This window comes from Mesorhizobium sp. WSM4989, assembly GCF_029625795.1.
Lineage (GTDB): Bacteria > Pseudomonadota > Alphaproteobacteria > Rhizobiales > Rhizobiaceae > Mesorhizobium.
Genome location: NZ_JARTVN010000002.1, coordinates 1,984,792 through 2,006,142, shown reverse-complemented (window position 1 = coordinate 2,006,142; position 21,351 = coordinate 1,984,792). Strand labels below are relative to the sequence as shown.

21 protein-coding genes and 1 tRNA gene are annotated in these 21,351 nt (G+C 63.2%); 15 read left to right on the top strand and 7 right to left on the bottom strand.

Annotation, left to right across the window (positions count from 1 at the left end; genetic code table 11):
* Positions 1 to 101: 101 nt before the first annotated feature.
* A tRNA-Val gene (locus tag P9217_RS22455) sits at positions 102 to 176 on the top strand.
* An 85-nt stretch (positions 177 to 261) separates the two neighbouring features.
* Here the strand turns inward: P9217_RS22455 and P9217_RS22450 are convergent.
* Positions 262 to 432, bottom strand: coding sequence for a hypothetical protein (locus tag P9217_RS22450; protein ID WP_164750822.1), 171 nt, complete (start codon positions 430 to 432; stop codon positions 262 to 264).
* A 643-nt stretch (positions 433 to 1,075) separates the two neighbouring features.
* Between P9217_RS22450 and P9217_RS22445 the strand changes: the two genes are divergently transcribed.
* Positions 1,076 to 1,762: a Crp/Fnr family transcriptional regulator gene (locus P9217_RS22445; RefSeq protein ID WP_095830188.1), complete on the top strand. Its 687-nt coding sequence runs from the start codon at positions 1,076 to 1,078 to the stop codon at positions 1,760 to 1,762.
* A gap of 16 nt (positions 1,763 to 1,778) precedes the next feature.
* Here the strand turns inward: P9217_RS22445 and P9217_RS22440 are convergent, their stop codons facing one another.
* Together P9217_RS22440 and P9217_RS22435 are read right to left on the bottom strand one after the other, a co-directional pair.
* Positions 1,779 to 6,053: a cytochrome P450 gene (locus P9217_RS22440; RefSeq protein ID WP_278087541.1), complete on the bottom strand. Its 4,275-nt coding sequence runs from the start codon at positions 6,051 to 6,053 to the stop codon at positions 1,779 to 1,781.
* Between the two features lie 119 nt (positions 6,054 to 6,172).
* Positions 6,173 to 7,957 (bottom strand): adenylate/guanylate cyclase domain-containing protein, encoded by a 1,785-nt coding sequence (locus tag P9217_RS22435; protein WP_067320029.1) that lies wholly within the window; start codon positions 7,955 to 7,957, stop codon positions 6,173 to 6,175.
* Between the two features lie 409 nt (positions 7,958 to 8,366).
* Here P9217_RS22435 and P9217_RS22430 point away from each other — a divergent pair, with 409 nt between their 5' ends.
* Positions 8,367 to 8,624: a PepSY domain-containing protein gene (locus P9217_RS22430; protein WP_066989847.1), complete on the top strand. Its 258-nt coding sequence runs from the start codon at positions 8,367 to 8,369 to the stop codon at positions 8,622 to 8,624.
* 113 nt (positions 8,625 to 8,737) lie between these two features.
* Positions 8,738 to 9,208, top strand: a complete 471-nt coding sequence (locus P9217_RS22425) for a hypothetical protein (protein ID WP_127248248.1) — start codon at positions 8,738 to 8,740, stop codon at positions 9,206 to 9,208.
* On the opposite strand, the gene P9217_RS22420 is transcribed toward P9217_RS22425, so the two are convergent.
* Positions 9,200 to 11,074, bottom strand: a complete 1,875-nt coding sequence (locus tag P9217_RS22420; RefSeq protein WP_278087540.1) for a murein L,D-transpeptidase — start codon at positions 11,072 to 11,074, stop codon at positions 9,200 to 9,202. The two genes, P9217_RS22425 and P9217_RS22420, sit on opposite strands and share 9 nt — an antisense overlap.
* Before the next feature lie 344 nt (positions 11,075 to 11,418).
* Between P9217_RS22420 and P9217_RS22415 the strand changes: the two genes are divergently transcribed.
* Complete coding sequence (locus tag P9217_RS22415; protein ID WP_066989852.1) at positions 11,419 to 11,820, top strand: rhodanese-like domain-containing protein; 402 nt, start codon at positions 11,419 to 11,421, stop codon at positions 11,818 to 11,820.
* A gap of 53 nt (positions 11,821 to 11,873) precedes the next feature.
* On the opposite strand, the gene P9217_RS22410 is transcribed toward P9217_RS22415, so the two are convergent.
* On the bottom strand, positions 11,874 to 12,782 hold the full coding sequence (locus P9217_RS22410; RefSeq protein ID WP_127325324.1) for an alpha/beta hydrolase: 909 nt from the start codon (positions 12,780 to 12,782) through the stop codon (positions 11,874 to 11,876).
* Positions 12,783 to 12,829: 47 nt separating this feature from the next.
* On the opposite strand from P9217_RS22410, the gene P9217_RS22405 reads away from it, so the two are divergent.
* Entirely contained in the window at positions 12,830 to 13,282 is a 453-nt protein-coding gene (locus P9217_RS22405) for a MarR family transcriptional regulator (protein ID WP_067320018.1), read from the top strand.
* Between the two features lie 19 nt (positions 13,283 to 13,301).
* Here the strand turns inward: P9217_RS22405 and P9217_RS22400 are convergent, their stop codons facing one another.
* Both P9217_RS22400 and P9217_RS22395 read right to left on the bottom strand, forming a co-directional pair.
* Positions 13,302 to 13,913, bottom strand: coding sequence for a pyridoxamine 5'-phosphate oxidase family protein (locus tag P9217_RS22400; protein WP_278054402.1), 612 nt, complete (start codon positions 13,911 to 13,913; stop codon positions 13,302 to 13,304).
* Positions 13,914 to 13,997: 84 nt separating this feature from the next.
* Positions 13,998 to 14,351 carry a DUF971 domain-containing protein gene (locus tag P9217_RS22395; RefSeq protein ID WP_278087539.1) on the bottom strand — a complete coding sequence of 118 codons (354 nt, stop codon included), beginning with the start codon at positions 14,349 to 14,351 and terminating at the stop codon, positions 13,998 to 14,000.
* A gap of 193 nt (positions 14,352 to 14,544) precedes the next feature.
* On the opposite strand from P9217_RS22395, the gene moaA reads away from it, so the two are divergent.
* From moaA to P9217_RS22350, 9 genes are all read left to right on the top strand, one after another.
* Entirely contained in the window at positions 14,545 to 15,540 is a 996-nt protein-coding gene (moaA, locus tag P9217_RS22390; protein WP_095825398.1) for a GTP 3',8-cyclase MoaA, read from the top strand.
* Between the two features lie 54 nt (positions 15,541 to 15,594).
* Complete coding sequence (locus P9217_RS22385; protein ID WP_278087538.1) at positions 15,595 to 16,089, top strand: hypothetical protein; 495 nt, start codon at positions 15,595 to 15,597, stop codon at positions 16,087 to 16,089.
* 113 nt (positions 16,090 to 16,202) lie between these two features.
* Positions 16,203 to 16,559, top strand: a complete 357-nt coding sequence (locus tag P9217_RS22380) for a hypothetical protein (RefSeq protein WP_067320009.1) — start codon at positions 16,203 to 16,205, stop codon at positions 16,557 to 16,559.
* A gap of 122 nt (positions 16,560 to 16,681) precedes the next feature.
* A complete protein-coding gene (locus P9217_RS22375; protein WP_278088310.1) occupies positions 16,682 to 17,602 on the top strand; it encodes a DMT family transporter in 921 nt (306 codons plus the stop codon).
* A 5-nt stretch (positions 17,603 to 17,607) separates the two neighbouring features.
* A complete protein-coding gene (mobA, locus tag P9217_RS22370; protein ID WP_278087536.1) occupies positions 17,608 to 18,240 on the top strand; it encodes a molybdenum cofactor guanylyltransferase MobA in 633 nt (210 codons plus the stop codon).
* Complete coding sequence (mobB, locus tag P9217_RS22365) at positions 18,237 to 18,752, top strand: molybdopterin-guanine dinucleotide biosynthesis protein B (protein ID WP_278087535.1); 516 nt, start codon at positions 18,237 to 18,239, stop codon at positions 18,750 to 18,752. The genes mobA and mobB overlap by 4 nt, the downstream gene beginning before the upstream one ends.
* A 153-nt stretch (positions 18,753 to 18,905) precedes the next feature.
* Entirely contained in the window at positions 18,906 to 19,691 is a 786-nt protein-coding gene (locus P9217_RS22360; RefSeq protein ID WP_066992755.1) for an ABC transporter substrate-binding protein, read from the top strand.
* 79 nt (positions 19,692 to 19,770) lie between these two features.
* On the top strand, positions 19,771 to 20,487 hold the full coding sequence (locus P9217_RS22355) for an ABC transporter permease (protein WP_066992752.1): 717 nt from the start codon (positions 19,771 to 19,773) through the stop codon (positions 20,485 to 20,487).
* Positions 20,484 to 21,308, top strand: coding sequence for an ABC transporter permease (locus tag P9217_RS22350; RefSeq protein ID WP_066992749.1), 825 nt, complete (start codon positions 20,484 to 20,486; stop codon positions 21,306 to 21,308). The genes P9217_RS22355 and P9217_RS22350 overlap by 4 nt, the downstream gene beginning before the upstream one ends.
* Positions 21,309 to 21,351: the final 43 nt, after the last annotated feature.

The window sequence follows — 21,351 nt, the reverse complement described above, 5'->3', positions numbered from 1 at the left end:
GAACCCGAAATCGGTCCGCAGGATAACGTCGGCACATTGCCTTGACTTCGCGCACCCGCCTCCCTTATATCGCGGCTCGCTTCGGCCTTCGGGCAACGAGCGGGCGATTAGCTCAGCGGGAGAGCACACCCTTCACACGGGTGGGGTCGCAGGTTCAATCCCTGCATCGCCCACCATCCAACTTCCCGAAAGTTGGATGATCCGGCCGCGATGAACCTCTTCAATTTCGTGCAGCGGGGCAGCTCGCGTCCGGGAGGCCGCTTAGATCAGGCCTCGGCGCACATTCAAATGCGTTACTCCCGTCACCAGAATGGCGCCGGTCATGAAGTAGAGCGTGGCTATGATGTTGCCCTGTTGGAAATGCAGCCCGGCAAACAGCAGGGCCATAACCACGGCAAGAAATGCGATTACACGCGAGAAGTTATCGGGCATGGGGCAGCGAACCTATGCAAATAGGATGGATAGCCGCCCTCAATCAGCCGCGTGCTCCATAGATCGGTTTTCGATTTTCCGCAATTGCCTTTTGAAGCACTGCCGCAGTGTGGTGCCTGCTGCGGGCGGTGTCGACAGCCGGGCCGCTGCCCTTGTCGCCGACATTGCATTCGAAGGCGCTGAGTTCGATCGGGGTCGTCGGCCTGGTCCATGCAGGGTGGCGGCAAGCCGCTGCTGGACAATAGCGACGCTTCTGTGATCGCCTTCACATACGCCGCGGAGGCATCGCGCACAGATATCGCACCGGGTGGCACTGATGCATGGGCTCCAACGGCCTCCGGGCCTGAAAGCTCGGCAGGGAGTTTCGATCACCTAGCCATTTTCAGATTTGCTGTTCGCGCGCGTCGGTCGCCTCCCGCCACGCGCGCGAACGGCGTTTCGTAGTTCGGTCCGCGTCCGCCAGCGCGCTCCGGTTTCCCGCTGCAAGGGACAGTTGCCGGACAATTTGATGCCGGCAGCGCACGTCTGGCGCCCGATCTACAAAGGCCGTCGTGTGTTGCCGCAATCGCACCAAAGGAGACAGGCCTTGATCGAGCATGCACTTGTCATACAATTTCCGCTCAACGAGAGGCGGAACCGCATCATGTCCACAGCCAGCGCAGACGACAGGAGCACCCTGCCGCGTCTGGCGCGGATCGATCCGCGCCAGTTCGATTTGCTGTTCGGCGGCTGCAAGGTCGAACGTTATGCCGCCGGTCAGCACCTGTTCGTCCAGGAGGACGCATCCGACCGCATCTACGGCGTGATGAGCGGCACGGTCGAGATTTCGCTCTATTCACCGGGCGGGCAGAAGCTGGTGGCCAATATCGAGCTGTCGCGCAGCCTGATCGGCGAGATCGGCGCGCTCGACGGACGCCCGCGCACGGCTACCGCCATCTGCCTCACCGCATGCGAGCTGGTTTCCCTCAGTCGCGCGCAACTCTTTGATCGCATTGAAAAAAATCCACCGCTGGCGCGCGCCATGATCGAGCTGTTGTGCACGCGGCTGCGCTGGGTCAGCGGCGAACTCGGCGACCAGGCCTTCTTCGGCATCGAGGCCCGGCTGGCGAAACGGCTGGTGTTCCTCAGCGGCGTCATGGCCGACCCCGCCGGCTGGATCCCGATTTCGCAATCGGAACTCGGCGAATTCCTCGGCGCGACGCGCGAGTCGGTCAACAAGACGCTCAACGACTGGCGCAACCGGCACATGATCGACATCAAACGCGGCGGGCTGCGCATCACCAATGCCGCCGCGCTGAACCACATCGCCGCTTCGCAGGACGACGACTGAACGATTCTGACCCGAATCAGAGCCGCGAAATCAGGTAGCGCAGCGCGGACCGGCTCGGCATGAAGAAGTAGCCGCCGCCTTTCGTGGTGACGAATTGCGGCATGTCCCTGAGCACCGTCACCTTTTCCCAGGACGGAATCGAGAACCGGCCGCCGCCGTCGCGCGCGCCGATCGTCGGATCCTTTTCGCCGACAAGGCCTTGGAACGAGCTCGACGAGACCCAGGTCTGCTGAATGAACTCGTATTGGCGTTCGATGTCGGCGTTGAGGCACATGAAGAGAAGCCCCTTCTCGACCTTCCCGCTGCGGTCCTTCTTCACATAGGTGCGGCCGACGCGCAGGATGCGGTGGCGCTTGCCGATCCTGATCTGCGTCTCGCGATCCTCGCCAAGCGAGTCGCGCGGATTGGAACGGCGTATATGGGAGCCGATCGGACAGCGATGCCCCTGCGGGTCCTCGGCGCCGAGCGCGAAGTCGTTGTCGACGCCACGACCCGGGCGGCCATCGGGGTTGCGCACCAGCGAACTGCCGTCCTGCCAGCGGCCGAGCATCTTGGCCGCGACCCAGCGCGGCGTGATGGCGTTGTCGCCGGTCTCGCGCGCAGCCCGCGCGGCGGCATGCTTGCAATAGTCATCGAACAACTCGACATGCTGCTCGAACTGGCGCACGACCAGGAACGAGCCGTTGCGGCCGAAATCGCGCGGCGGCGGGGGCTGACCGGGGATCTGCCGGTTGCGCCGCACCTGAGACAGGATGCCGGTCCGATCCTGTGCTGCCCGGACGGAGGGCGAGGCTGGATAGAACCCATGCTCGTCGCGATAGCCGAACAGGAACTCGCCCGGCGCGACCAGGTGCATCGGCGCGGCACCCTTGCTGGCGCGCGACGTACCCCTGACGATCGGCTGCGAGACGCCGTCGGCAAAGCCGAAATGCTCGTAGGCGCGGGCGCGCTCCGGCTTGCCGTCGTTGCCAGCATGTTGCGTTGTCCCACCGTCCTTCTTTGGCTCGCGGTTCACGACAAGCGGCAATTCGGCAACGATCTTCATCCCTGCGCCTGTCGTCCTTCGCTTCGCGGCCGCAACCTCCCCCTTCAGTACCGCCGGCTCCGCGGCGTAGCAGATGACGACTGCGTCGACCGGCGCCGTGGCCGAACCCCACTGCCATTTGTCAGGCGCATCGGGGCCGGTGTCGTCGAGGATGCGGCTGCGCTCTGGATTGCCCATGCCGTGGCGAAAGGCAGCTGGGAATGTGTCCAGCGGATCGTCGTCGACGCCGCCCTTGAGCCCAAGACGGCGCAAACCGTCGGGACCGAAGGCCACCGTCATGGCGCGTCCGGCCGGCACGCCGTCGCCGAAACTGGTCTTGTCGATGACGAAGTCCAGCCACGCTCTGCGTTGCATGGCCGGCAGTTCTTCCGGCACCCAGATCGCCAGCATATGCGCGTGGCCAAGCGCGCCGAACGGGCCGAAGAAAATGGATTGGATCTCGCCGGCTTCCAGTTCTTCCGCGGGCGAAGGCGCCGGTTCACGGCCGACGGTTGCAGCCGGCCTTGCCTGCGGCCGCTGCAGCGAGCCGAACAGGCTCACCCAGTTGCGGGCCTCGCTGCCGGTGGCGGAAGCAATGCCGCGCCGGATCCTGGAGTTGATACGGATGCGAGTGGTGTTGAGATGCGGATAGGCAGAGTACCAGAACAGCGTCGGCACCTGCTGACGCCGCGCCCAGCGCTTGAAGCGGTCCCCGTCGCGCGCGCCGTCGAGGAAGAGCCAACGCGTGCGCGGGTAGCCTTCCGTGTTGCTCCATACGCCGGTCAGGCCCTCGGAGGCCTTGGCGATGAAGTCCTCGAGATAGCTTTCCCAGCTGCCGCCATAGTTGGAGAAGAACATCAGCTTGTCGGTGCCCGGCAGCAGCACCCAGCGGGCGAAGTGAATGGTGTTTATGGTGGCGAGGAACCCCGGCTTGAACACCTTCTGCGCCGATATCGAGATCAGGTAGAAGGAAAGCCTTAGCGCCAGCCGCCGCAAGGTGCCGGCCTTCATCGTCGATATCGCGGTGAGATGGTTTTGCGCGCAGTGGTCCTCATTGGCGAGGATCCTGTCCAGCGCGCCGAGATCGATCGGCGTGCTCTGCGGCCGGTCCTTGTCCTCAAGGCGCCGCAGGCTGAGGAAGCACAAGCCGATGAACAGCAGGGCTATCGCGAGCAGCCCCAGCACCGCCAGCAGAAGCGCGGTGCCGGCAATTGCGACGTTGGTGAAGGTGACACCGTGCGGATTGCCGAACACGAGCACATAGGTCATGCGCCAGCAGGCAAGTATGACGATCGCGACGGTGGCGAGCACAGCCGGCGCAAGCAGCGTCGTCGTCAAGGCTCGCCACCAGCGGCCCGGAGGCCGCTCCAGCAGGCTCTCAGCCGGCTCGAAGGCCCAGCCGAACTTTCCTAGCGACTGGGCATGCCGGCGCGCCTCGGTGAGCACAGCAAGGGCGTTGCCAATACCCGCTCGCGGCTTTTCGACGATCTCGCGCACGCTGTCGGCGAGCTCTGCCTCGGCCAGGATGCGGCGCACCGAATGGCCAGGCGTTCCGGAAAAAACCAGCCCTGCCGTGCTGCCGAAGGACGGCGAGATCTCGATGTGATGCTTCTTCAGGAAGTCCTGCAGCGAAGAGTCGTCGGGCAGACCGCACACGGCCCTTAAGATCGGCCGCAGGCGGTGGCCTATGGCCTGCGTGATGGCACCGATGACATCGTCGGTGCTGCCGTCGCCGGAGATTTCGAGTACGAGCGCGCCCGTCTCGAGGTCCGATTTCTCGTCCCTGCCGGTGGCGGCGACAGCCAGGCTGGCGAAGTGGACCGTGCCGACATTGTCGAGCGCATTGCCCACCTCGTCGATCGCCGGGTTGCCAAGTGCGCCGACCTTGTCGCGCACGGCATCCAGCGGCACCGCACGCCTGATCGGGCAAACCACGGTGACCATCGACTGGTCGACCGTGCGGCAAAGCGGCGAGCGCTCGAAATCGACCTTGAGGCTGGCCGGATAGGCGCCGACATTGACCATCTTGCCGGCTCTGCCGCGCGCGCGGCGGAGCTTGGGCTTGCTGAACAGGGCGCGAATGCATTCGCCGATCTGAATGCGAGCGATCTCGGCCCCGATGCACAGATGAATGCCGTGGCCGAACACCATGTAATCGCGATAAGGCCGCGAGGTGTCGAATTGGTTTGGCCTTTGCACGATTTCCGGATCGAACATGGCGGAAAGCGTCGCCGGCATGACGACCGTTCCGGCCTTCACAAGGCGCTCTCGCCGCGTGCCTTGGCCGATGACCGCGTTACGGGCGGTGTAGCGCCACGGACCAACCCAGATCGGCTTGAAGCGCATGGCTTCCAGGATCGCCCGATCGAGTTTGCCGGTACCGCCCGCTGCAATGGCTGCGTCGACAGCCTGCCTTGCATCTGACCGCGACAGGATGACGTCCAGGCAATTGCCGCCGGCAAGCACATTGGTCGGAACGAAGCCGGCAATCATGCCGAGCATGATCGAATGGATGTCCGGCTGCGATAGGCGCCCTTGATCCATGAGCGCGACGAGGCGCGCCAGCGGCCGTTCGTCCTTCCCTCCCCTGTCCCTGATCGCGGCAATCGAGCGGTCGATGACCTTGATCAGACGATCGCCGCCGACGATCGCGAGCTGACGTGTCGTTGGGCTCGCTGTCGGATCGGAAAAGAACAGCGCGCTGAGCGCGATCGACCAGTCGGCGAATTCGGTTTCATCGTCGATCTCGAGGCCGAAATAGTCGCGACAGATGCGTACCGGAACGATCTTCATCAGCCCGCCGATGGCGTCGAAGCCGGGGCTGGCCCGGGTCATGATGTCGCGCGAATGACGCTCGGCGATCGGCCTGACGGCGGCTTCGACTTCCGCCGGCGGAAAGGCGCTCAGCACGGCCGATTTCATTTGCCGGTAGGCGGCCCCGTCCTGCATGCCGAGGATGAAGTTCGATCCCCTGGCCAGTTCCGCCATTTCCGGTCCGTACGGCGTCTCGAACTCGTCGCCGCGCTCCAAAATGTCGCGCACATCGACGCCTTTGGTGACAAGCAGGAAATTGCCGAAGGCCAGGTTCGGCCAGAAGCGGCGCAGCAGCGCCAGCAGCCAGCGCGGGTCGTTGAAAAGGAAGCCGGCGATACGGGACGCAAGCCCCTTGGCGCGGAGCCGGTCGATATCGAAGGGCGGCATTTCGGCGACAGGGCGCTGGCTCTTCTGGGCAGCGCGGACAGCAGCGAAATACTTCAACTTGATCATGCGCGTTCGAGCCCCCCGGCTGTGCACGTCACTGCGATGCCGGCTATTGTCTGGCCTAGGTTTGGTTCGGTCCGGCGTATGTGATTTTTTTCACAATCATCGGTGTTCGGTTCCAGCAATCATGCGATGGACTTGGCCTGGCCGAAATTCGCGATCAGGAAGTTGTTCTTCGCAGGATCGACGAACGGAATCCAGCGAATCCGCTGCTCAGAAAAATCGGGATGCCTGGTTGCCAGAATGGCGCGTTCGCGTTCGGCCTCCTCAAGACGGCCGCTCCGCATCAAGGCGCCGATTTTGAGGAACCTGGCGTAGAAATAGCCCGGCGAAAGGTTGAGCGAGCGATCGGCAACCGCAATTGCGGCCGGCCAGTCCTCGACCAAACAGTATGCGGCAGCCAGCTCGCCCAGATTGTGAAAGCGGTAGAGGTCGAACGGGCTCAGCCGCTCGGTATCCAGGAAGAACGGGATCGCGCCGGCGGCATCGCCAAGCAGCAGCCGCGCGCTGCCCATTGCCGAGCGGGCGAAGGCAAAGCTCGGATTGATGTGAATCGCCTCGGCCAGATGCTCCGCCGCCGATGCCGGCTGGCCGCGCATGATGTCGGCCGCCCCGAGATAGGCGTGCGGCCGCGCGTCGAGGCTGTCCATCAAGAGCGACTTGCGCGCAAATTCTTCGACCTTGGCCAGGTCGTCGCTGTCGCCGAAGCGCAGCCATGCCCGCCAGAAATACCACCATGCCAGCTCGTTCAGCACGGCGCTGGAATTCGGATCTTCTTGGTAAGCCTTCTCGAAGAATTCGAGCGCGATCTCGGTGTCTTTGCGCGTGCGCCTGTTCATGTGCCAGCGGCCTCGCCGCACCAGTTGCCAGGTCTCGAGGCTTTCCCACGGCACCTGGAAGGTGCGCACCTGCTCGGCTCGGTCGACCTCCTTGTCGAGGATCGAAACGATCTCGCTGCCGATCTGGTCGCGCAGCCTGAAGATGTCGATGAGGTCGCGGTCGAAGCGCTGCGACCAGACCAGGCGCCCGTTCGACGTGTCGGTCAGCGAGGCGTTGAGGCGTATCTGCCCGCTGTGGCGCGCCAGCGTGCCGCCGACGATGTAGCGCGCGCCAAGCGCATTGCCGATGAGCCTGGTTCCGAGCTGGTCGTCGCGAAACTGGAAGCTGGAGCCCTTCGCGATCACCGAGAGCCAGCGGGTGTTGGACAGGCCGTAGATGATGTCTTCCGCAATGCCGTCGGCCATGTAGCCGACGTCAGGCTCGCCTCCGTTGCTGCCGTGAAACGGCAGCACCGCGATTGCCGGCGGGCCCTTCGATGCGAGTCTGTCATGGACGGGAGCGGTAGGGATGGCGGCCAGGGGCGCAGCAATCGCCGCGCCGTTGCCGCCGCGTCCGGCGATCAGCACACGTACAGGCAGGGCGATGTTCTTGAGCATGAACTCGCCAAGGTCGGTGAAAACCGCGGCCGTTTTGTCCTTCACGTGGTGCCAGGTCGTCTCTGAGATGGCTAGACCGTCATGCGGAGCGAATTCCTGCAGGCGCGCGGCAATGTTGACGTCGTCGCCATAGAGGCGGCCCTCGCGGACGATGACGTCTCCGGTGTTGATCCCGGCCCGGAACGGCATGCGCATCTCATCCGCGGCCGAGGCATTGAGCGCCATGATCCGGTCCTGGAAATCGAACGCCGCGCGCAAGGCTTCGATTGGATTGCCGAATTCGGCCATGATGCTATCGCCGGCAACGCCAAACGTGCGGCCGCCAAAGGCGCCGCAACTGTCGGTGATGATATCGCGCCTTTCCTCGAAGGCCGCGACGGCGCGCTCATCGTCGATGCCCATCAGCCGCGAAAAACCAACGGCGTCGATAGAAATGATTGTCGCAAGCTGACGGGTATAGTTCCGTTCAGCCATGGTTGAGCCCCCGGTCCCTGTTTTCGGTCCAGAACAGGCGACTTCCGCTCCAAAAAAACTTCGCCGTTTGCCGAAGGAAGATCCCCGGCAGGCTCGGCGCGCCGTTGCCACCCTGTTGGTCCGGGACTCTAACAGGGTCTGGCCAAAAGCTCTACCACGAACAGCTAATGGAAGGCGGTTTCGGCGCAAGCCATGGTTAGTCGTTCGTTACCTGAAGTCCGATGTTGCAGAAGCCTCCTTACTTGTTGGATTCACGCCGTTTTACTTATTTAAGCTTTCGCGAATAGAGGTCGCGCCGGCCGTGACGGACCAACTGTGGAGCAAGGCGTTGCGGCCCGTTGGCGGAACCAACGGGCCCGGATTCGAGTTGTCAGCGCGTTCATGCCACCACGAGAGATTGAGGGCAGTCATGCGCGGTGTTCTTTTGGCAAGCGGTATCGCGTTTTTCCTTGTCGGCGGGTCGGCTTTCGCGGCCGAAGCGCAAGCGCTGCCGCCGCAAAATGCCAAGAAGCTCTCGGAAATCCTGACCAAGGTCGAGAAGCGGAGCGACTTCCAATATATCAAGGAGGTCGGCTGGAGCAGCGACGGCTATACCGTTACCTATTACACGACCGACAAGGCCAAGGTCGAAATCACCTATGATCCGGTCACCGGCGAACCGAAGTAACGCCTGATACGGCCGCCCGCAGCTGGGCCGGCGCCTCCCTATCCGAGACTTGCGTCGATGCACGTTTGATGGCTGACTGCGCGCCATGATTGCGGGCACGGGTGTGCATGGGAATGGTTGGCTACGTTCTAAAGCGCATCCTGATGGTGCTCGCCGGCTATCTGATCGCGGTGCTCGTCGGATTGGTCGCGTTGGTCGCGATCTATGCAGCGCTGAGCTCGCTGCCCAACGCCCCAAGCTATTTCGAGCTGATGCAGTTCACGCCCGTCGCCGTGCTGGTCGTGCCGCCGCTTGGCATGTTCGTCTATTTCCTGACGATCGTGGCGACCGGCATGCAGACTCTGATCTTTGCGCTTATTGCCGAGGTCTTCTCGTTGCGGAGCTTCTGGCTGCATATGCTGTTCGGCGGCGTGGTTGCGGCCGCCGGTTTCATGCTGCTCTCGCCGGGCGCGCCGCACGATCCGGAACGCTGGGCCGACCTTGGCATCATCGTCGCGGCCGGGCTGGTGGCCGGTTTCGTTTATTGGCTCATTGCCGGACGTGATGCCGGTTTCAGGCGGCCGCTCATCGAGCGCTTAGGTTGACGGTGCGCGCACCGCTTCGGTCGCATCCAGCGCCTGCATCAGCTTCGAATCGCGATCGTAGACGTCGTCGAAATATTCGACCTTGCCGGACATGTCCGGCCAAGCGGTGAAATAGGCGACATAGACCGGGATGACGCGCGTGACATTCTCGGTCGAATGACCATGCTTCAGCTTCTCGGCGATGTCGTCGACCGACGTGCCGAGCACAGCGGCCGCCATGCCGCGCGGATCCTGCAGGCGTATGCAGCCATGGCTCAGCGCGCGCATGTCGCGCCCGAAGAACGACTTCTGCGGCGTGTCGTGCATGTAGATGGCGTGCTTGTTGGGGAAGAGGATCTTCAACTCGCCAAGCGCATTGGCCTCGCTCGGCTGCTGGCGCACGCTGAACGGGATTTTGGCACCGTAGGCGCCCCAGTCCACCGCCGCAGAGGGAACTCGCCTGCCGCTGAAATCCGTCACCTCATAGCCGGCGCGGTCCAGATAGCCCGGATCGCTGCGCAGCCTCGGCAGCATCTCGTTGACGATGATCGACTGCGGCACGCCCCAATAGGGGTGGAAGTCGACCTGCTTGATCTGGTTGTAGAAAAATGCGGTCTGGTTGGTGACCTTGCCGATGACCACGCGGGTCTTCAGCTTCTCCTCGCCGTTGTCGATGTAGCTTGCGGTGAAGGCCGGCTGGTTGATGAAGACGCGCGGGCTGCCAAGATCGGAGGGGAGCCAGCGCAGCTCTTCAAGCGCCGCCATGACCTTCTCGACCTTGTCCGCCTTGGACGTTCCGGCGAGCGAGGCGACGGTGCGCGGGCCGATGACGCCGTCGCCCTTCATGCCGGCCCGCTTCTGCACCGCCTTGATCACCGGCACCAGGTCAGGACCGTAAAGCTCGCTCTTGCCGAGCCGGGCGAGGGTCTCGCCAAAGTCACCGCCCATCTCGTCATCGAGGTTGCGCGCGATCAAAGTCAAAAGCTTGGGCAGTTCCGGGCTGCTTTCACCGGGCTTCAGGAGCAGCTTCGGATCGACGACGATCTCGTTCTCCTCGCTTGCCTGGAGCGACTCCAACTCGACGCGCAGCGCCTGATATTCAGGGTTCTGCGGGTGCCGCGATTCGAGATAGGTGCGCACCTCTTGCGTGTGCGCCAGCGTCTTCAGCACGCCTTCGAGATCGAGCGGCTTGCCCGGAAAATCGTAATAGCCGGTCATGCGGTTCGGATCGACTCGGCCGCTCTGGGCGTCATGGGCGTAGCGCAGCACGCGCGCCGATAGCGCCATCTCGAAGCGAACCAGTTCCTTGGTCCGCGCTTCGGGCAAGGCGGCATTCGTGGCCGCCGCAGGAACATCGACGGAATAATCGGCAGGCGTCAGGCCATAGCTCGCCGCTCCGCCAAGCACCCGCACGGCATCCTGCGCCCTGCTGTTGGGTGCATCCCCTGTCACCCAGATGAAATCCGGATTGGCCGAATAGTAGGCGATGAGCGCCTTGGCGATATCGGACTCGGCAAAGAGTTCATAATCGCTCAGGCCCGCCAGCGCGTCGCGGAACGCGCTTCCGGTTACGGAGGGCACAAAGGCAGCATCTTGCGCGGTCGCGGGCGGCGGAGCGGGCAGCAGCGACTTGAAGTCGACGCGCACAAGCTTGTCGGCCCTGTAGGTATTGTAGGTCGGGCTGCTGATCCTGACGCTACCGCCTGTGCCAGGCTGCACCTTGCGCGGCTTCGGCGGCGGCGGAAATTCTCCTTGGGAATTGTGCCGGATGCCGCCGCCGAACAGCATGTCGAACAGCCCCTGCGCGCTCGCCGGCTGCTGGCCGAAGGCAAGCGCCGTCGCGATCGCGATCGGCATGACGGCCATTTTGTTCCCGAGGATTTTCATGCTTCACCCGCACCGGTTGAAACCGGTTTCCCGTTCCGCGCCGCTAGACGGTCCCGCCCTCCGCATGGCGGATGTAATGCGCGACTGTACCGATTCATACTGATTCCGTTAAGCTTCCATAAATTTTCGCGACTGTGTTGCAGAACAGTTTCACATCCGTGTGAGACACAATGCGGCAGGGCGGCTCCCGGTTTCAGACGCCTCGGTAACAATCAGGCGTTGGCGCTGTGCGGCCTTGGCGACCATGGCCGACCTTCCCTCCTGACAAACATCGGCCCGTGACAAACAGCAGTCTTTGTGATCGAAATTCCGGCGGGCGCGAGCCATGGCCTGGAGGATGCGCAGTGAAGAAGGGATATCGCGAACTTCTCGACGAAGCGAATGCCGAGATCGAGGTGGTTTCGCCTGAGGAAGCGGCCGGGCTGCTGGAGGATGACGGCACCATCTTCGTCGATTTGCGCGACCCCCGCGAGGTCGAGCGCGACGGCAAAATTCCCGGCGCCAAGCATGTAACGCGCGGTATGCTCGAATTCTGGATCGACCCCGAAAGCCCTTACCACAAGCCGTTCTTCGCCTCCGGCAAGACCTTCGTCTTCTTCTGCGCCGGCGGCTGGCGTTCGGCGCTGGCGACCAAGACGGCGCAGGACATGGGTCTCGCGCCGGTCAAACACATCCTTGGCGGCTACACAGCCTGGAAGGCTGCCGGCCTGCCGGTCGAGCCAGGGCAGAAGAAGAAGGCCGACTGAGCCATTCGCAACTACGGACGGAAGACGCCAGCAGGCCCCTCCCGAATTAATTTTCAATGCAGCGCCGGTTGGCGTTCCTCGGCGACGAAGCCCACGGCGCGCGCGACCACGTCCTTGTCGGCAAGGATGCGGCGGTGGCCAAGCCCTTCGGCCCAATGCAAGCTCACATGATCGCCGGCTCCCGCATATCGTTTTGCGTGATCGGCATGGACTTCGCGGTCGTCCGGCGCATGAATGATCAGCGTCGGCACCGGAGCCTCGGCGAGCTGGCGGTCGCCCGTGAAATCGCTGAGCGGCCGTCCCGACAAATGCTTCACCCGATCCGCCATGGCGACCCGGGAGCGCGGCCCGACATTGAGCCGGTGGCTGAAATCGTCGAAGATCGCCGGCAGCGAGCTCGGCGCCGCGATTAGAACCAGTTTCTCGGCCGCAAGCGGCGGCATGCCTTTCACCGAAGCGGCAACCGCATTGGCGGCGACGGCGCCGCCGAAGGAATGGCCGACGGCAGCGGCAAACGGGCCGAACCATTCGCCTGCGACTCGCACGGCGTCGACCGCGGTCACCATATTGAGATGTCGCCCGAGCGAATGGCCGTGGCCCGGCAGGTCAAGCGAGACCACCTTGTAGCCGGCGTCGCGAAACCCATCGATCAGAGTTCGCATATATTCGGTGCGCGAGCGCCAGCCATGGATGACAAGCACGGTGCCGCGGGAGCCCCTGCCCGGCCCCGGCCGGAACTCATGCACCGCAACGCAATCCGCCTTCGTCTTCAGCCGGTGATGGCGCGCCTCGGCCATGAAACCCGCAGCGCGCTCGACTGCGCGGCGCTCGCCATCGCTCAAGGCCTTGACGTTTGCCGTGCGGCAGAACAATTCGAACGCGGCGCGGCCACTGAGACGCGGCGCGACATGCTCGGCCGCGCCGAAGACGCCTCGGATGACCTTCAATCCAAATGATGCCATAGTGTCGGTCCAACCATTCGTTCAAGCATGAACATAATAGTTCAAACATGAACATTAAGCAAGAGCTGCCCTGGGACAATCCGCGCTTTCGCAACTGGGTTGCGGTGGCGCGCGCCTGCCATGTGCTGGAGCGCACGCTGGCGGTGAAGCTCGCGCCGCTCGATCTCAAACCGGCGCAGCTCGACGTGCTGATGAACCTCTACCGTCATCCCGGGATGTCGCAGCACGACCTTGCCCGCAAGCTCTTGGTCGGCCGCTCGAACATCACGATGCTGTTGCCGCAACTGGAAGCCCGCGGCCTGTTGCGGCGCGAAGGCGACGAAAAGGACAAACGCGTGCTGCGGTTGAACCTCACCGAAGCCGGCGAGGCCCTGCTGATGCGGGCGCTGAAAGTACATATGGCGCTCATCGAGAAGGCGATGAGCCAGTCGACGCCGGAGCAGTGCGACATGATCGGCGAGCAGATGCGCAAGATCGCCGATGTCCTGAAGGAGGCCTGACCGGGCGCTCTCGAGGCCGCTACCACATGGTCTGCTTTGCCCGCTCCGGCCATTCCTTGTCATATGCGGCGCCATTGATATTTCTGCGGCTGGTGATCTCGAGGATCTGGCCGGGCGTCGGCAGCGACTTCGGGTCGACATGCTTTGCCGGGTTCCAGAGCTCCGAGCGCACGATGGCGCGTGCGCACTGGAAATAGACCGCGTCGACGGCGACAACGGTGACCGACCCAGCCGGCTTGCCATCGACCATGAAGGACGCGCAAAGCTCGGCATCGGCTGTGATATGGGCGCGGCCGTTGACGCGCAGCGTCGTGCCGGAGCCCGGCACAAGGAAGAGCAGCCCGACGCGCGGATCGCGAATGATGTTCTTTAGCGAATCGGCGCGGTTGTTGCCGCGCCTGTCGGGCATCATCAGCGTTTTTTCGTCCAGGAGGCGCACGAAGCCGGCGAGATCGCCGCGCGGCGAGCAGTCCAGCCCCTCCGGCCCGCAGGTCGCCAGCGCCACGAAAGGCGAGGCTTCAATGAAGGCTGCATATTCGGGGATCACATGGTCAAGCTCCTTGACGACCGAGGCCTCGCCAGGCAGGCCGTAGAGGGCTTCGAGCTGTTCGACCGATGTGATGAGCGACATCTTTTCAGCCTCCTGACCTTTTGCCGGCGCTACTCTATGTCCATGACGCTTTGACGACACCCAGTCAAACGTCTTGGCGCCAGGCTAGCGGTCGCGGCTGAGCCCCTTCTCGGCCAGCTCGGCGAGGTAGGCGTTCCAGCGCTCGTCCTTTTCATGCCCGAGCGTGTGAAGATAGTTCCAGGTGAAGATGCCGGTGTCGTGGAAATCGTCGAAGGTGATGCGCACCGCGTAATTGCCGACCGGCGCGATCTTAAGAATCGCGACATTGCGCTTGCCGGGCACAGTCACGCGCTGATCCGGCGAATGGCCCTGCACCTCGGCAGAAGGCGAGGCCACGCGCAAGAACTCCGCCGGCAGTTCGAACGGCTGATGCCCGGCAAAGGTCACGGTGAGCAGCTTGCGGTCCTTCGAGACCCTGAGTTCCTTCGGCGCCGTCATGTTTCTTCCTATATGCGTTGCGCCCTTCCCTACGCCGGTTCGCGCAGTGCGAAAAGGTGATAGAAGGCAGCCGACAGAGAATGTCGGTCGGGGAATGTTACCAAAGATCGAGAGCTTCTATCTTGAATGCGCGGTTGGATCGTATCACATAGCCGTATATAACGACGCTGCTCAGGCCACGGAAGCGCTTGCAATGGACATGATCGACCCCTTCGGTCGCACGATCAGCTATCTGCGCGTGTCGGTTACCGACCGCTGCGATTTCCGTTGCACCTATTGCATGGCCGAGGACATGACCTTTTTGCCCAAGAAGGATCTGCTCTCGCTCGAGGAGCTCGACCGGCTCTGCAGCGTTTTCATCGAAAAGGGCGTCAGGAAGCTGAGGCTGACCGGCGGCGAGCCGCTGGTGCGCAAGAACATCATGCACCTGGTTCGCCAGCTGTCGCGGCATCTTGAGAGCGGCGCGCTGGAAGAGCTGACGCTCACCACCAACGGCTCGCAGCTGTCGCGCTTTGCCGCCGAGCTCGCCGACTGCGGCGTGAAGCGCATCAACGTCTCGCTTGACACGCTCGACGCCGACAAATTCCGCCAGATCACCCGCTGGGGCAATCTCGGCAAGGTCATGGAAGGCATCGACGCCGCGCAAGCGGCGGGCCTGAAGGTCAAGCTCAATGCCGTGGCGCTGCGCGACTTCAACGACGCTGAAATACCGGAGATGCTGCGCTGGGCGCATGGTCGCGGCATGGATCTGACGGTCATCGAGACCATGCCGATGGGCGAGATCGACGCCGACCGCACGGACCAGTATCTGCCGCTGTCGCTGCTGCGCGCCTCGCTTGAGCGCCAGTTCACGCTGACCGACATTCCTTATAAGACCGGCGGCCCTGCCCGCTATGTCCAGGTCGCCGAGACCGGCGGTCGGCTCGGTTTCATCACCCCGATGACGCATAATTTCTGCGAAAGCTGCAACCGCGTCCGGCTGACTTGCACCGGCACGCTCTATATGTGCCTCGGCCAGGAGGACGCCGCCGACCTGAGAGCGCCGCTGCGCGCCTCCGAAGGCAATGAGCTGGTCGGCGAGGCCATAGACGAGGCGATCGGGCGCAAGCCGAAGGGCCATGATTTCGTCATCGACCGCCGCACCAGCCGACCCTCGGTATCGCGCCATATGAGCGTCACCGGCGGCTGATTTTTTCTCCGATTTGGTGCAGGATCACCCTCGGTCACGGACCTTGGGGGCATCATGAAGTGTGTTCATCTCGTCCAGGGCGCGCCTTTGGTGATCGCCTTCTCATTGCTGACGATTGCGACGACAGCGGCAATCGCAAAGCCGTTCACCTACGTCAATGCGCGCTTCGGCACGTCCTGCACCTTTCCCGACGAGATTTTCAGCGACCGCTTGCCCGAGCCAGAAAACGGCGATGGGCAGCAATGGAGCGCGCCCGACGGCGCCAGCCTGACCTGCTCGGGCATTTATAACATCGACAACGACACTCCGAAGGGCTTCGTCGCCGACGAAAAGGCAAACACCGGGCCGGGCTACAAGATCACTTACAGCAAGTCCGGGAAGAATTGGGCGGTGGTTTCTGGCGTCAAGGGCGACAAGGTCTTCTACGAACGGCGCCTGTTCGGAAAGGATGGTGTCATCCGCACCGTCTGGATCGAGTATCCTTCCTCGCTTAAGGCGAAATACGATCCGCTGACCGGGGCGATCGCCGCCAGCCTGCGCGGCCCTTGAGCTGCGCTCGGCGCACTGGAAATAAACCATCCGCGCCGACTTCCACCCGATTTACCGCCGACTTGTTCCGGCCTAGCCTCATGAAGCGATTTTCGCATTCAGGGGGAATTCTCATGCGCAAATTCTTGGCTTCGCTTGCAATGCTCGGGATTGCCTTGGTGCCTGCGGCCGCTCAGTCGATCGGTGGCACCTACACTGTCGCCGGCACCAATTTCGACGGATCGAAATATGGCGGCGAGGCAACCATCACACTGACCAGCGACACAACCTGCACGATCCATTGGGAAACCGGCGGCTCGTCCTCCGACGGCATTTGCATGCGCAACGATGATGCCTTTTCCGCCGGCTATGTGATGGGCAAGGAAATCGGCCTCGTCGTCTACAAGGTGGAGAAGGACGGCTCGTTGCACGGGCTGTGGACCATCGCCGGCCAGAACGGCAACGGCACCGAGACGCTGACACCGAAATAATCGCTCCGGGATTGCAGCCGATATTGAGGGCCGCAGGAACCTCCTGTGGCCCATTTCTTTGACGTTGCTGTCTTGCCGCTGGCTGTTAGACGCTTGCGAGAGAACATAACCCGGAAGCGCCCTTGCCTCTTTCGCCAAATCTTCGCGGCGCACTGTTCATGGTCGTGGCCATGATCGGCTTCACCTTGAACGACGCGATCACCAAATTCTCATCCGAATCGATGAACATGGCGCAGGTAATGCTGGTGCGTGGCGCCTTCGCCTCGCTCATCGTCGGTCTGCTCGCCTGGCGGCGCGGCGCGCTTGCTGATCCGCGCGCCATGCTGCAGCCGATGGTCGCGTTGCGCGTCGCCGGCGAAGCCGGCGCGACCGTGTCGTTCCTGATCGCCCTTGCCCATTTGCCGATCGCCAACGTCTCCGCCGTTCTGCAGGCGCTGCCGCTGGCCGTGACGATGGGCGCCGCACTGTTCTTCGGCGAGGGCGTCGGCTGGCGCCGCTGGCTCGCCATTGCCGTCGGCTTTGCCGGCGTGCTGATCATCGTGCGGCCGGGCTTCGAGGGTTTCAGCGCCTATTCGTTGCTGGCGCTGGCGAGCGTCGGCTGCTGCGCGGTGCGCGATCTCGCCACCAAGCGCATCCCGCAAGCGATCCCGACCATGCTGGTATCGACCGCGACTGCGCTGGCCATGACGATCCTGGGTGCGCTGCTGCTCCCGCCGATGGGCGGCTGGACGCCCATGACCGCCAAGGCGACGGCGCTGCTGGCGCTGGCCGCCGTGCTCGTGCTCATCGGCTATCAGTTCATCATCATGGCGATGCGCTCGGGCGACATCTCCTTCATCGCGCCCTTCCGCTATACGGCGCTGCTGTGGTCGATAGTGCTCGGCCTCGTCATCTTCGGCGATATCCCCGACCTGCCGATGATCGTCGGCGCCGCGATCATCATCGGCTCCGGCCTCTACGCGCTCTACCGCGAGCGTGTCGTCGGCAGGCGCCAGCCTGCCGCCGAAAGCGCTGGACCCCACATGGCGCCGGACGGCATATAGTCCCGATGGACCGAAGCGTTGCAGGCATCATCCTGGCGGGAGGCCAGTCGCGCCGGATGGGCGGCGGCGACAAGACGCTGCTTTCGCTGGGCAAGGTCAGGCTGATCGAGCATGTCGCCGCGCGTCTCACACTGCAGGTCGCCACGCTGGCGCTCAACGCCAACGGCGATCCGGCACGGTTTGCTGGCACCAACCTTCCGGTGCTTGCCGATACGATAGAGGGCCATGCCGGCCCGCTCGCCGGCATCCTCACCGGCCTTGAATGGGCGGCAGCGGACACGGGCTACCGGTCGCTGGTCAGTGCGGCCGGCGACACGCCGTTCTTCCCTGGCGATCTCGTCGAGCGATTGGCCGTTGCCGCTCGGGCACGGCCGGGCGCGATCGCGGTCGCCAGTTCCGACGGCAGGTGGCACCCGACCTTCGCACTCTGGCCGCTCGGCCTGCGCGATGCCCTGCGCCATTTCCTGGTTGAGGAGGAAAATCGACGGGTCTCGGCCTTCATGGAGCGGCATGTTTTTGTCGAGGTGGAGTTTCCGATGCTCGAAGCCGGAGGCGAGCGGATCGACCCGTTCTTCAACATCAACACGCCCGACGATCTTGCGGAGGCCGAGCGTCTGTTGCAAAGCCTTGAGCCATGAGACGCGTGTTCGGCATCACCGGCTGGAAGAACTCCGGCAAGACGACCCTGACCGAAAAGCTGGTCGCCGAACTGGTTCGGCGCGGCTGGACGGTCTCGACGGTCAAGCATGCCCATCATGACTTCGACATCGACAAGCCCGGCACAGACAGTTTCCGCCACCGCCAGGCCGGCGCGATGGAGGTCGCGGTCGTCTCCGGCCGGCGCTGGGCATTGATGCACGAACTGCGCAACCAGGACGAGCCGACGCTGGACGACATCCTGGCGCGGCTGGCGCCCTCGGACATCGTGCTGGTCGAAGGCTACAAGCGCGAAGCACACCAAAAGATCGAAGCGAGACGGCTGGAGGCCAAGGACCGGACGCCGCTTTCGATCAACGACCCGAACATCGTGGCTGTCGCCGCCGACTTTCCGGTCGAAGGCGAAAAGCTGCCCGTCTTCAACCTCGACGATACGAAATCGATAGCCGATTTTATCGAGCGCGCGACCGGTCTCGTCAGTCCAGCCAAGTAACGCAGCGGCACACGGCGATTGCCGTTTGCTGTTGTTTTTGCAGTTGCTTTTTTCTTGCAAAGAGTGGGAGTATCCCGCGCAGCGGGCGGTCAAAAAGGCTCCGCCCACAAGAGCCGCACGGGACAGCGGCCATGACAATATGAGAGGATTATCATGCGTATTGCACTGCGTATCGCGCTTGCCGCTTCGGCCGCGCTGCTGACACTTGGCGTTGCCCAGGCTCAGGAAAAGACCCTGAGGATCGGCACCGAAGGCGCGTACCCGCCCTTCAACAACCTGACCTCGGATGGCCAGCTGGTCGGCTTCGACATCGACATCGCCAAGGCCCTCTGCGACGAAATGAAGGTGAAGTGCACCTTCGTCGCGCAGGATTGGGACGGCATCATCCCGGCGCTCCAGGCCGGCAAGTTCGACGCCATCGTCGCTTCCATGTCGATCACGCCAGAGCGCCAGGAAAAGGTCGACTTCACCCACAAATATTACAACACGCCGTCGGCGATCGCCGTGCCGAAGGATTCGCCGCTCAAGGGCGTGACCAAGGAAGACCTCGCCGGCAAGACGATCGGCGTCGCCACCACGACGACCCACTTCAACTATGCCTCGAAGACCTACACCGACAGCACGATCAAGGGCTATCCGAGCAGCCCCGAGGAACAGGCCGACCTCGCCAATGGCCGTCTCGACGCCATCGAGGACGACATCGTCGTGCTGCAGCAGTGGCTGGATTCGCCCGACGGCGCCTGCTGCAAGATCCTCGGCCAGCCCTCGCCGCAGCCGGTCGAGATTTTCGGACCGGGCGCCGGCATTGCCGTGCGTAAGGGCGAGACCGACCTGGTCAACAAGCTGAATTCCGCGATCGACGCTATCCGCAAGAATGGAAAGTACAAGGAAATCAACGACAAGTACTTCAAGTTCGACGTCTACGGCGCCGAGTCCTGATCATTTGCGCTCAGGGCGGTGAGGATCACCTCGCCGCCCTTCCTCCATTCCGGGATCGCCACGGAGACACGCCCCGCCAATGCCAGCCCAAAGCATTTGGACACTTCTCAGTTGGGGACCGGATGGCTGGAGTGACGACATTGCGTCTGGTGTGCTGGTCACGGTTGCGCTGGCGCTTGCGACATTGCCGATAGGCCTGGCGATCGGGTTCTTCGTCGCCTTCGCCAAGCAGCACGAAGAGCCCGCGCTCCGGCTCGCGGCCAACATCTACACCACTGTTTTTCGCGGCCTGCCCGAACTGGTCACGCTGTTCCTGTTCTTCTTCGGCATGCCGCTGCTGCTGCAATATGTCGTCCGCCTGTTCGAGCCCGAGGCGACAATCGACGTGAACAGCTTCATTGCGGGCATGATCGTGCTGGCGCTGATCTTCTCCTCCTACGCCAGCGAAGTCTTTCTCTCCGCCTTTCGCGCCATTCCCAAGGGCCAGTATGAGGGCGGCTACGCCATTGGCCTTTCGAAATGGCAGACGATGCGCCTGGTGATCCTGCCGCAGCTGCTGCGCATCGCCTTCCCGGGTCTGGAGAATTGCTGGCTCAGCCTGCTCAAGGACACCTCGCTGGTGTCGGTCGTCAATCTAGCGGAAACCCTGCGCAATGCTGGTGTCGCGGCGCGCGTCACCAAGCATTCCTTCCTCTTCTACAGTGTCGCGGCGCTGGTCTTCCTTGTGCTGGCCATCCTGTCCTCGGTCGCCACCGGCTATATCCAGCGCTCGCTCGGGCGCAGGGAGGCTCGATGAGCGTCAGCCAGGCTATTGCGGTTGACAGGCCACCGCCCCGGGCTCGCGGCTGGCCGCGGGTGCGCATCATAGGCTACGCGCTGGTCGGCCTCTGGAGCCTTTTCGGCATCGGCATCGTGGCCTATCTGGTCCACGCCTGGAACGCCGATTTCTTCGCCAGATACGCGCCGGCCTATCTGCAGGGGCTCGCAACCACCCTGTCGCTGGTCTCCGTTTCGATGGTGGCGGGCGCTATTCTCTCGTTGCCGGTTGCCTACGGCCGGATGTCCAAGAACCGCATCCTTTCCGGATTGGCTTATTGCTACGTCTACTTCTTCCGCGGCACCCCGCTGCTCGTGCAGACCTACCTCGTCTATTACGGCATCGGCTCGTTCCGCCCCGAGCTGCAAACCGTCGGACTATGGTGGTTCTTCCGCGAGGCGTTCTACTGCGGCGTCTTTGCCTTTTCGCTCAACACCGCCGCCTACCAGGCCGAGATCCTGCGCGGCGCCATCGAAAGCGTTCCGCGGGGCCAGTGGGAAGGCGCGGCGTCGCTTGGCCTGCACAAGCTGCAGACGCTGCGCAAGGTGATCATGCCGCAGGCGATCATCGTGGCGCTGCGGCCTTACGGCAACGAGCTCATCCTGATGATCAAGGCTTCCGCGATCGTCGCCATCATCACCGTCTACGACCTGATGGGCAACGCGAAGCTCGCCTACGCAAAATCCTTCGACATCCAGGCCTATATCTGGGTGGCGATCGTCTACCTGGTGCTGGTCGAGATCCTGCGTCACGGCGTCGAATGGATCGAACGCCGGATCACCATTCACCTCAAACGATAGAGCGTCGTCAGCGGACGGGCCTGCACCACTCGATGCGGCTTTG

What these genes read in the sequence shown, in the direction of transcription:
- P9217_RS22425 (WP_127248248.1), top strand. Translation starts at nt 8,738, where the DNA reads ATGGTTGGCTACGTTCTAAAGCGCATCCTGATGGTGCTCGCCGGCTAT.
- P9217_RS22355 (WP_066992752.1), top strand. Translation starts at nt 19,771, where the DNA reads ATGCCAGCCCAAAGCATTTGGACACTTCTCAGTTGGGGACCGGATGGC.
- P9217_RS22385 (WP_278087538.1), top strand. Translation starts at nt 15,595, where the DNA reads ATGAAGTGTGTTCATCTCGTCCAGGGCGCGCCTTTGGTGATCGCCTTC.
- P9217_RS22380 (WP_067320009.1), top strand. Translation starts at nt 16,203, where the DNA reads ATGCGCAAATTCTTGGCTTCGCTTGCAATGCTCGGGATTGCCTTGGTG.
- moaA (WP_095825398.1), top strand. Translation starts at nt 14,545, where the DNA reads ATGGACATGATCGACCCCTTCGGTCGCACGATCAGCTATCTGCGCGTG.
- P9217_RS22400 (WP_278054402.1), bottom strand. Translation starts at nt 13,913, where the DNA reads ATGTCGCTCATCACATCGGTCGAACAGCTCGAAGCCCTCTACGGCCTG.
- P9217_RS22435 (WP_067320029.1), bottom strand. Translation starts at nt 7,957, where the DNA reads ATGGCTGAACGGAACTATACCCGTCAGCTTGCGACAATCATTTCTATC.
- P9217_RS22420 (WP_278087540.1), bottom strand. Translation starts at nt 11,074, where the DNA reads ATGAAAATCCTCGGGAACAAAATGGCCGTCATGCCGATCGCGATCGCG.
- mobA (WP_278087536.1), top strand. Translation starts at nt 17,608, where the DNA reads ATGGACCGAAGCGTTGCAGGCATCATCCTGGCGGGAGGCCAGTCGCGC.
- P9217_RS22360 (WP_066992755.1), top strand. Translation starts at nt 18,906, where the DNA reads ATGCGTATTGCACTGCGTATCGCGCTTGCCGCTTCGGCCGCGCTGCTG.
- P9217_RS22410 (WP_127325324.1), bottom strand. Translation starts at nt 12,782, where the DNA reads ATGGCATCATTTGGATTGAAGGTCATCCGAGGCGTCTTCGGCGCGGCC.
- P9217_RS22450 (WP_164750822.1), bottom strand. Translation starts at nt 432, where the DNA reads ATGCCCGATAACTTCTCGCGTGTAATCGCATTTCTTGCCGTGGTTATG.
- P9217_RS22395 (WP_278087539.1), bottom strand. Translation starts at nt 14,351, where the DNA reads ATGACGGCGCCGAAGGAACTCAGGGTCTCGAAGGACCGCAAGCTGCTC.
- P9217_RS22350 (WP_066992749.1), top strand. Translation starts at nt 20,484, where the DNA reads ATGAGCGTCAGCCAGGCTATTGCGGTTGACAGGCCACCGCCCCGGGCT.
- P9217_RS22430 (WP_066989847.1), top strand. Translation starts at nt 8,367, where the DNA reads ATGCGCGGTGTTCTTTTGGCAAGCGGTATCGCGTTTTTCCTTGTCGGC.
- P9217_RS22440 (WP_278087541.1), bottom strand. Translation starts at nt 6,053, where the DNA reads ATGATCAAGTTGAAGTATTTCGCTGCTGTCCGCGCTGCCCAGAAGAGC.
- P9217_RS22405 (WP_067320018.1), top strand. Translation starts at nt 12,830, where the DNA reads ATGAACATTAAGCAAGAGCTGCCCTGGGACAATCCGCGCTTTCGCAAC.
- mobB (WP_278087535.1), top strand. Translation starts at nt 18,237, where the DNA reads ATGAGACGCGTGTTCGGCATCACCGGCTGGAAGAACTCCGGCAAGACG.
- P9217_RS22445 (WP_095830188.1), top strand. Translation starts at nt 1,076, where the DNA reads ATGTCCACAGCCAGCGCAGACGACAGGAGCACCCTGCCGCGTCTGGCG.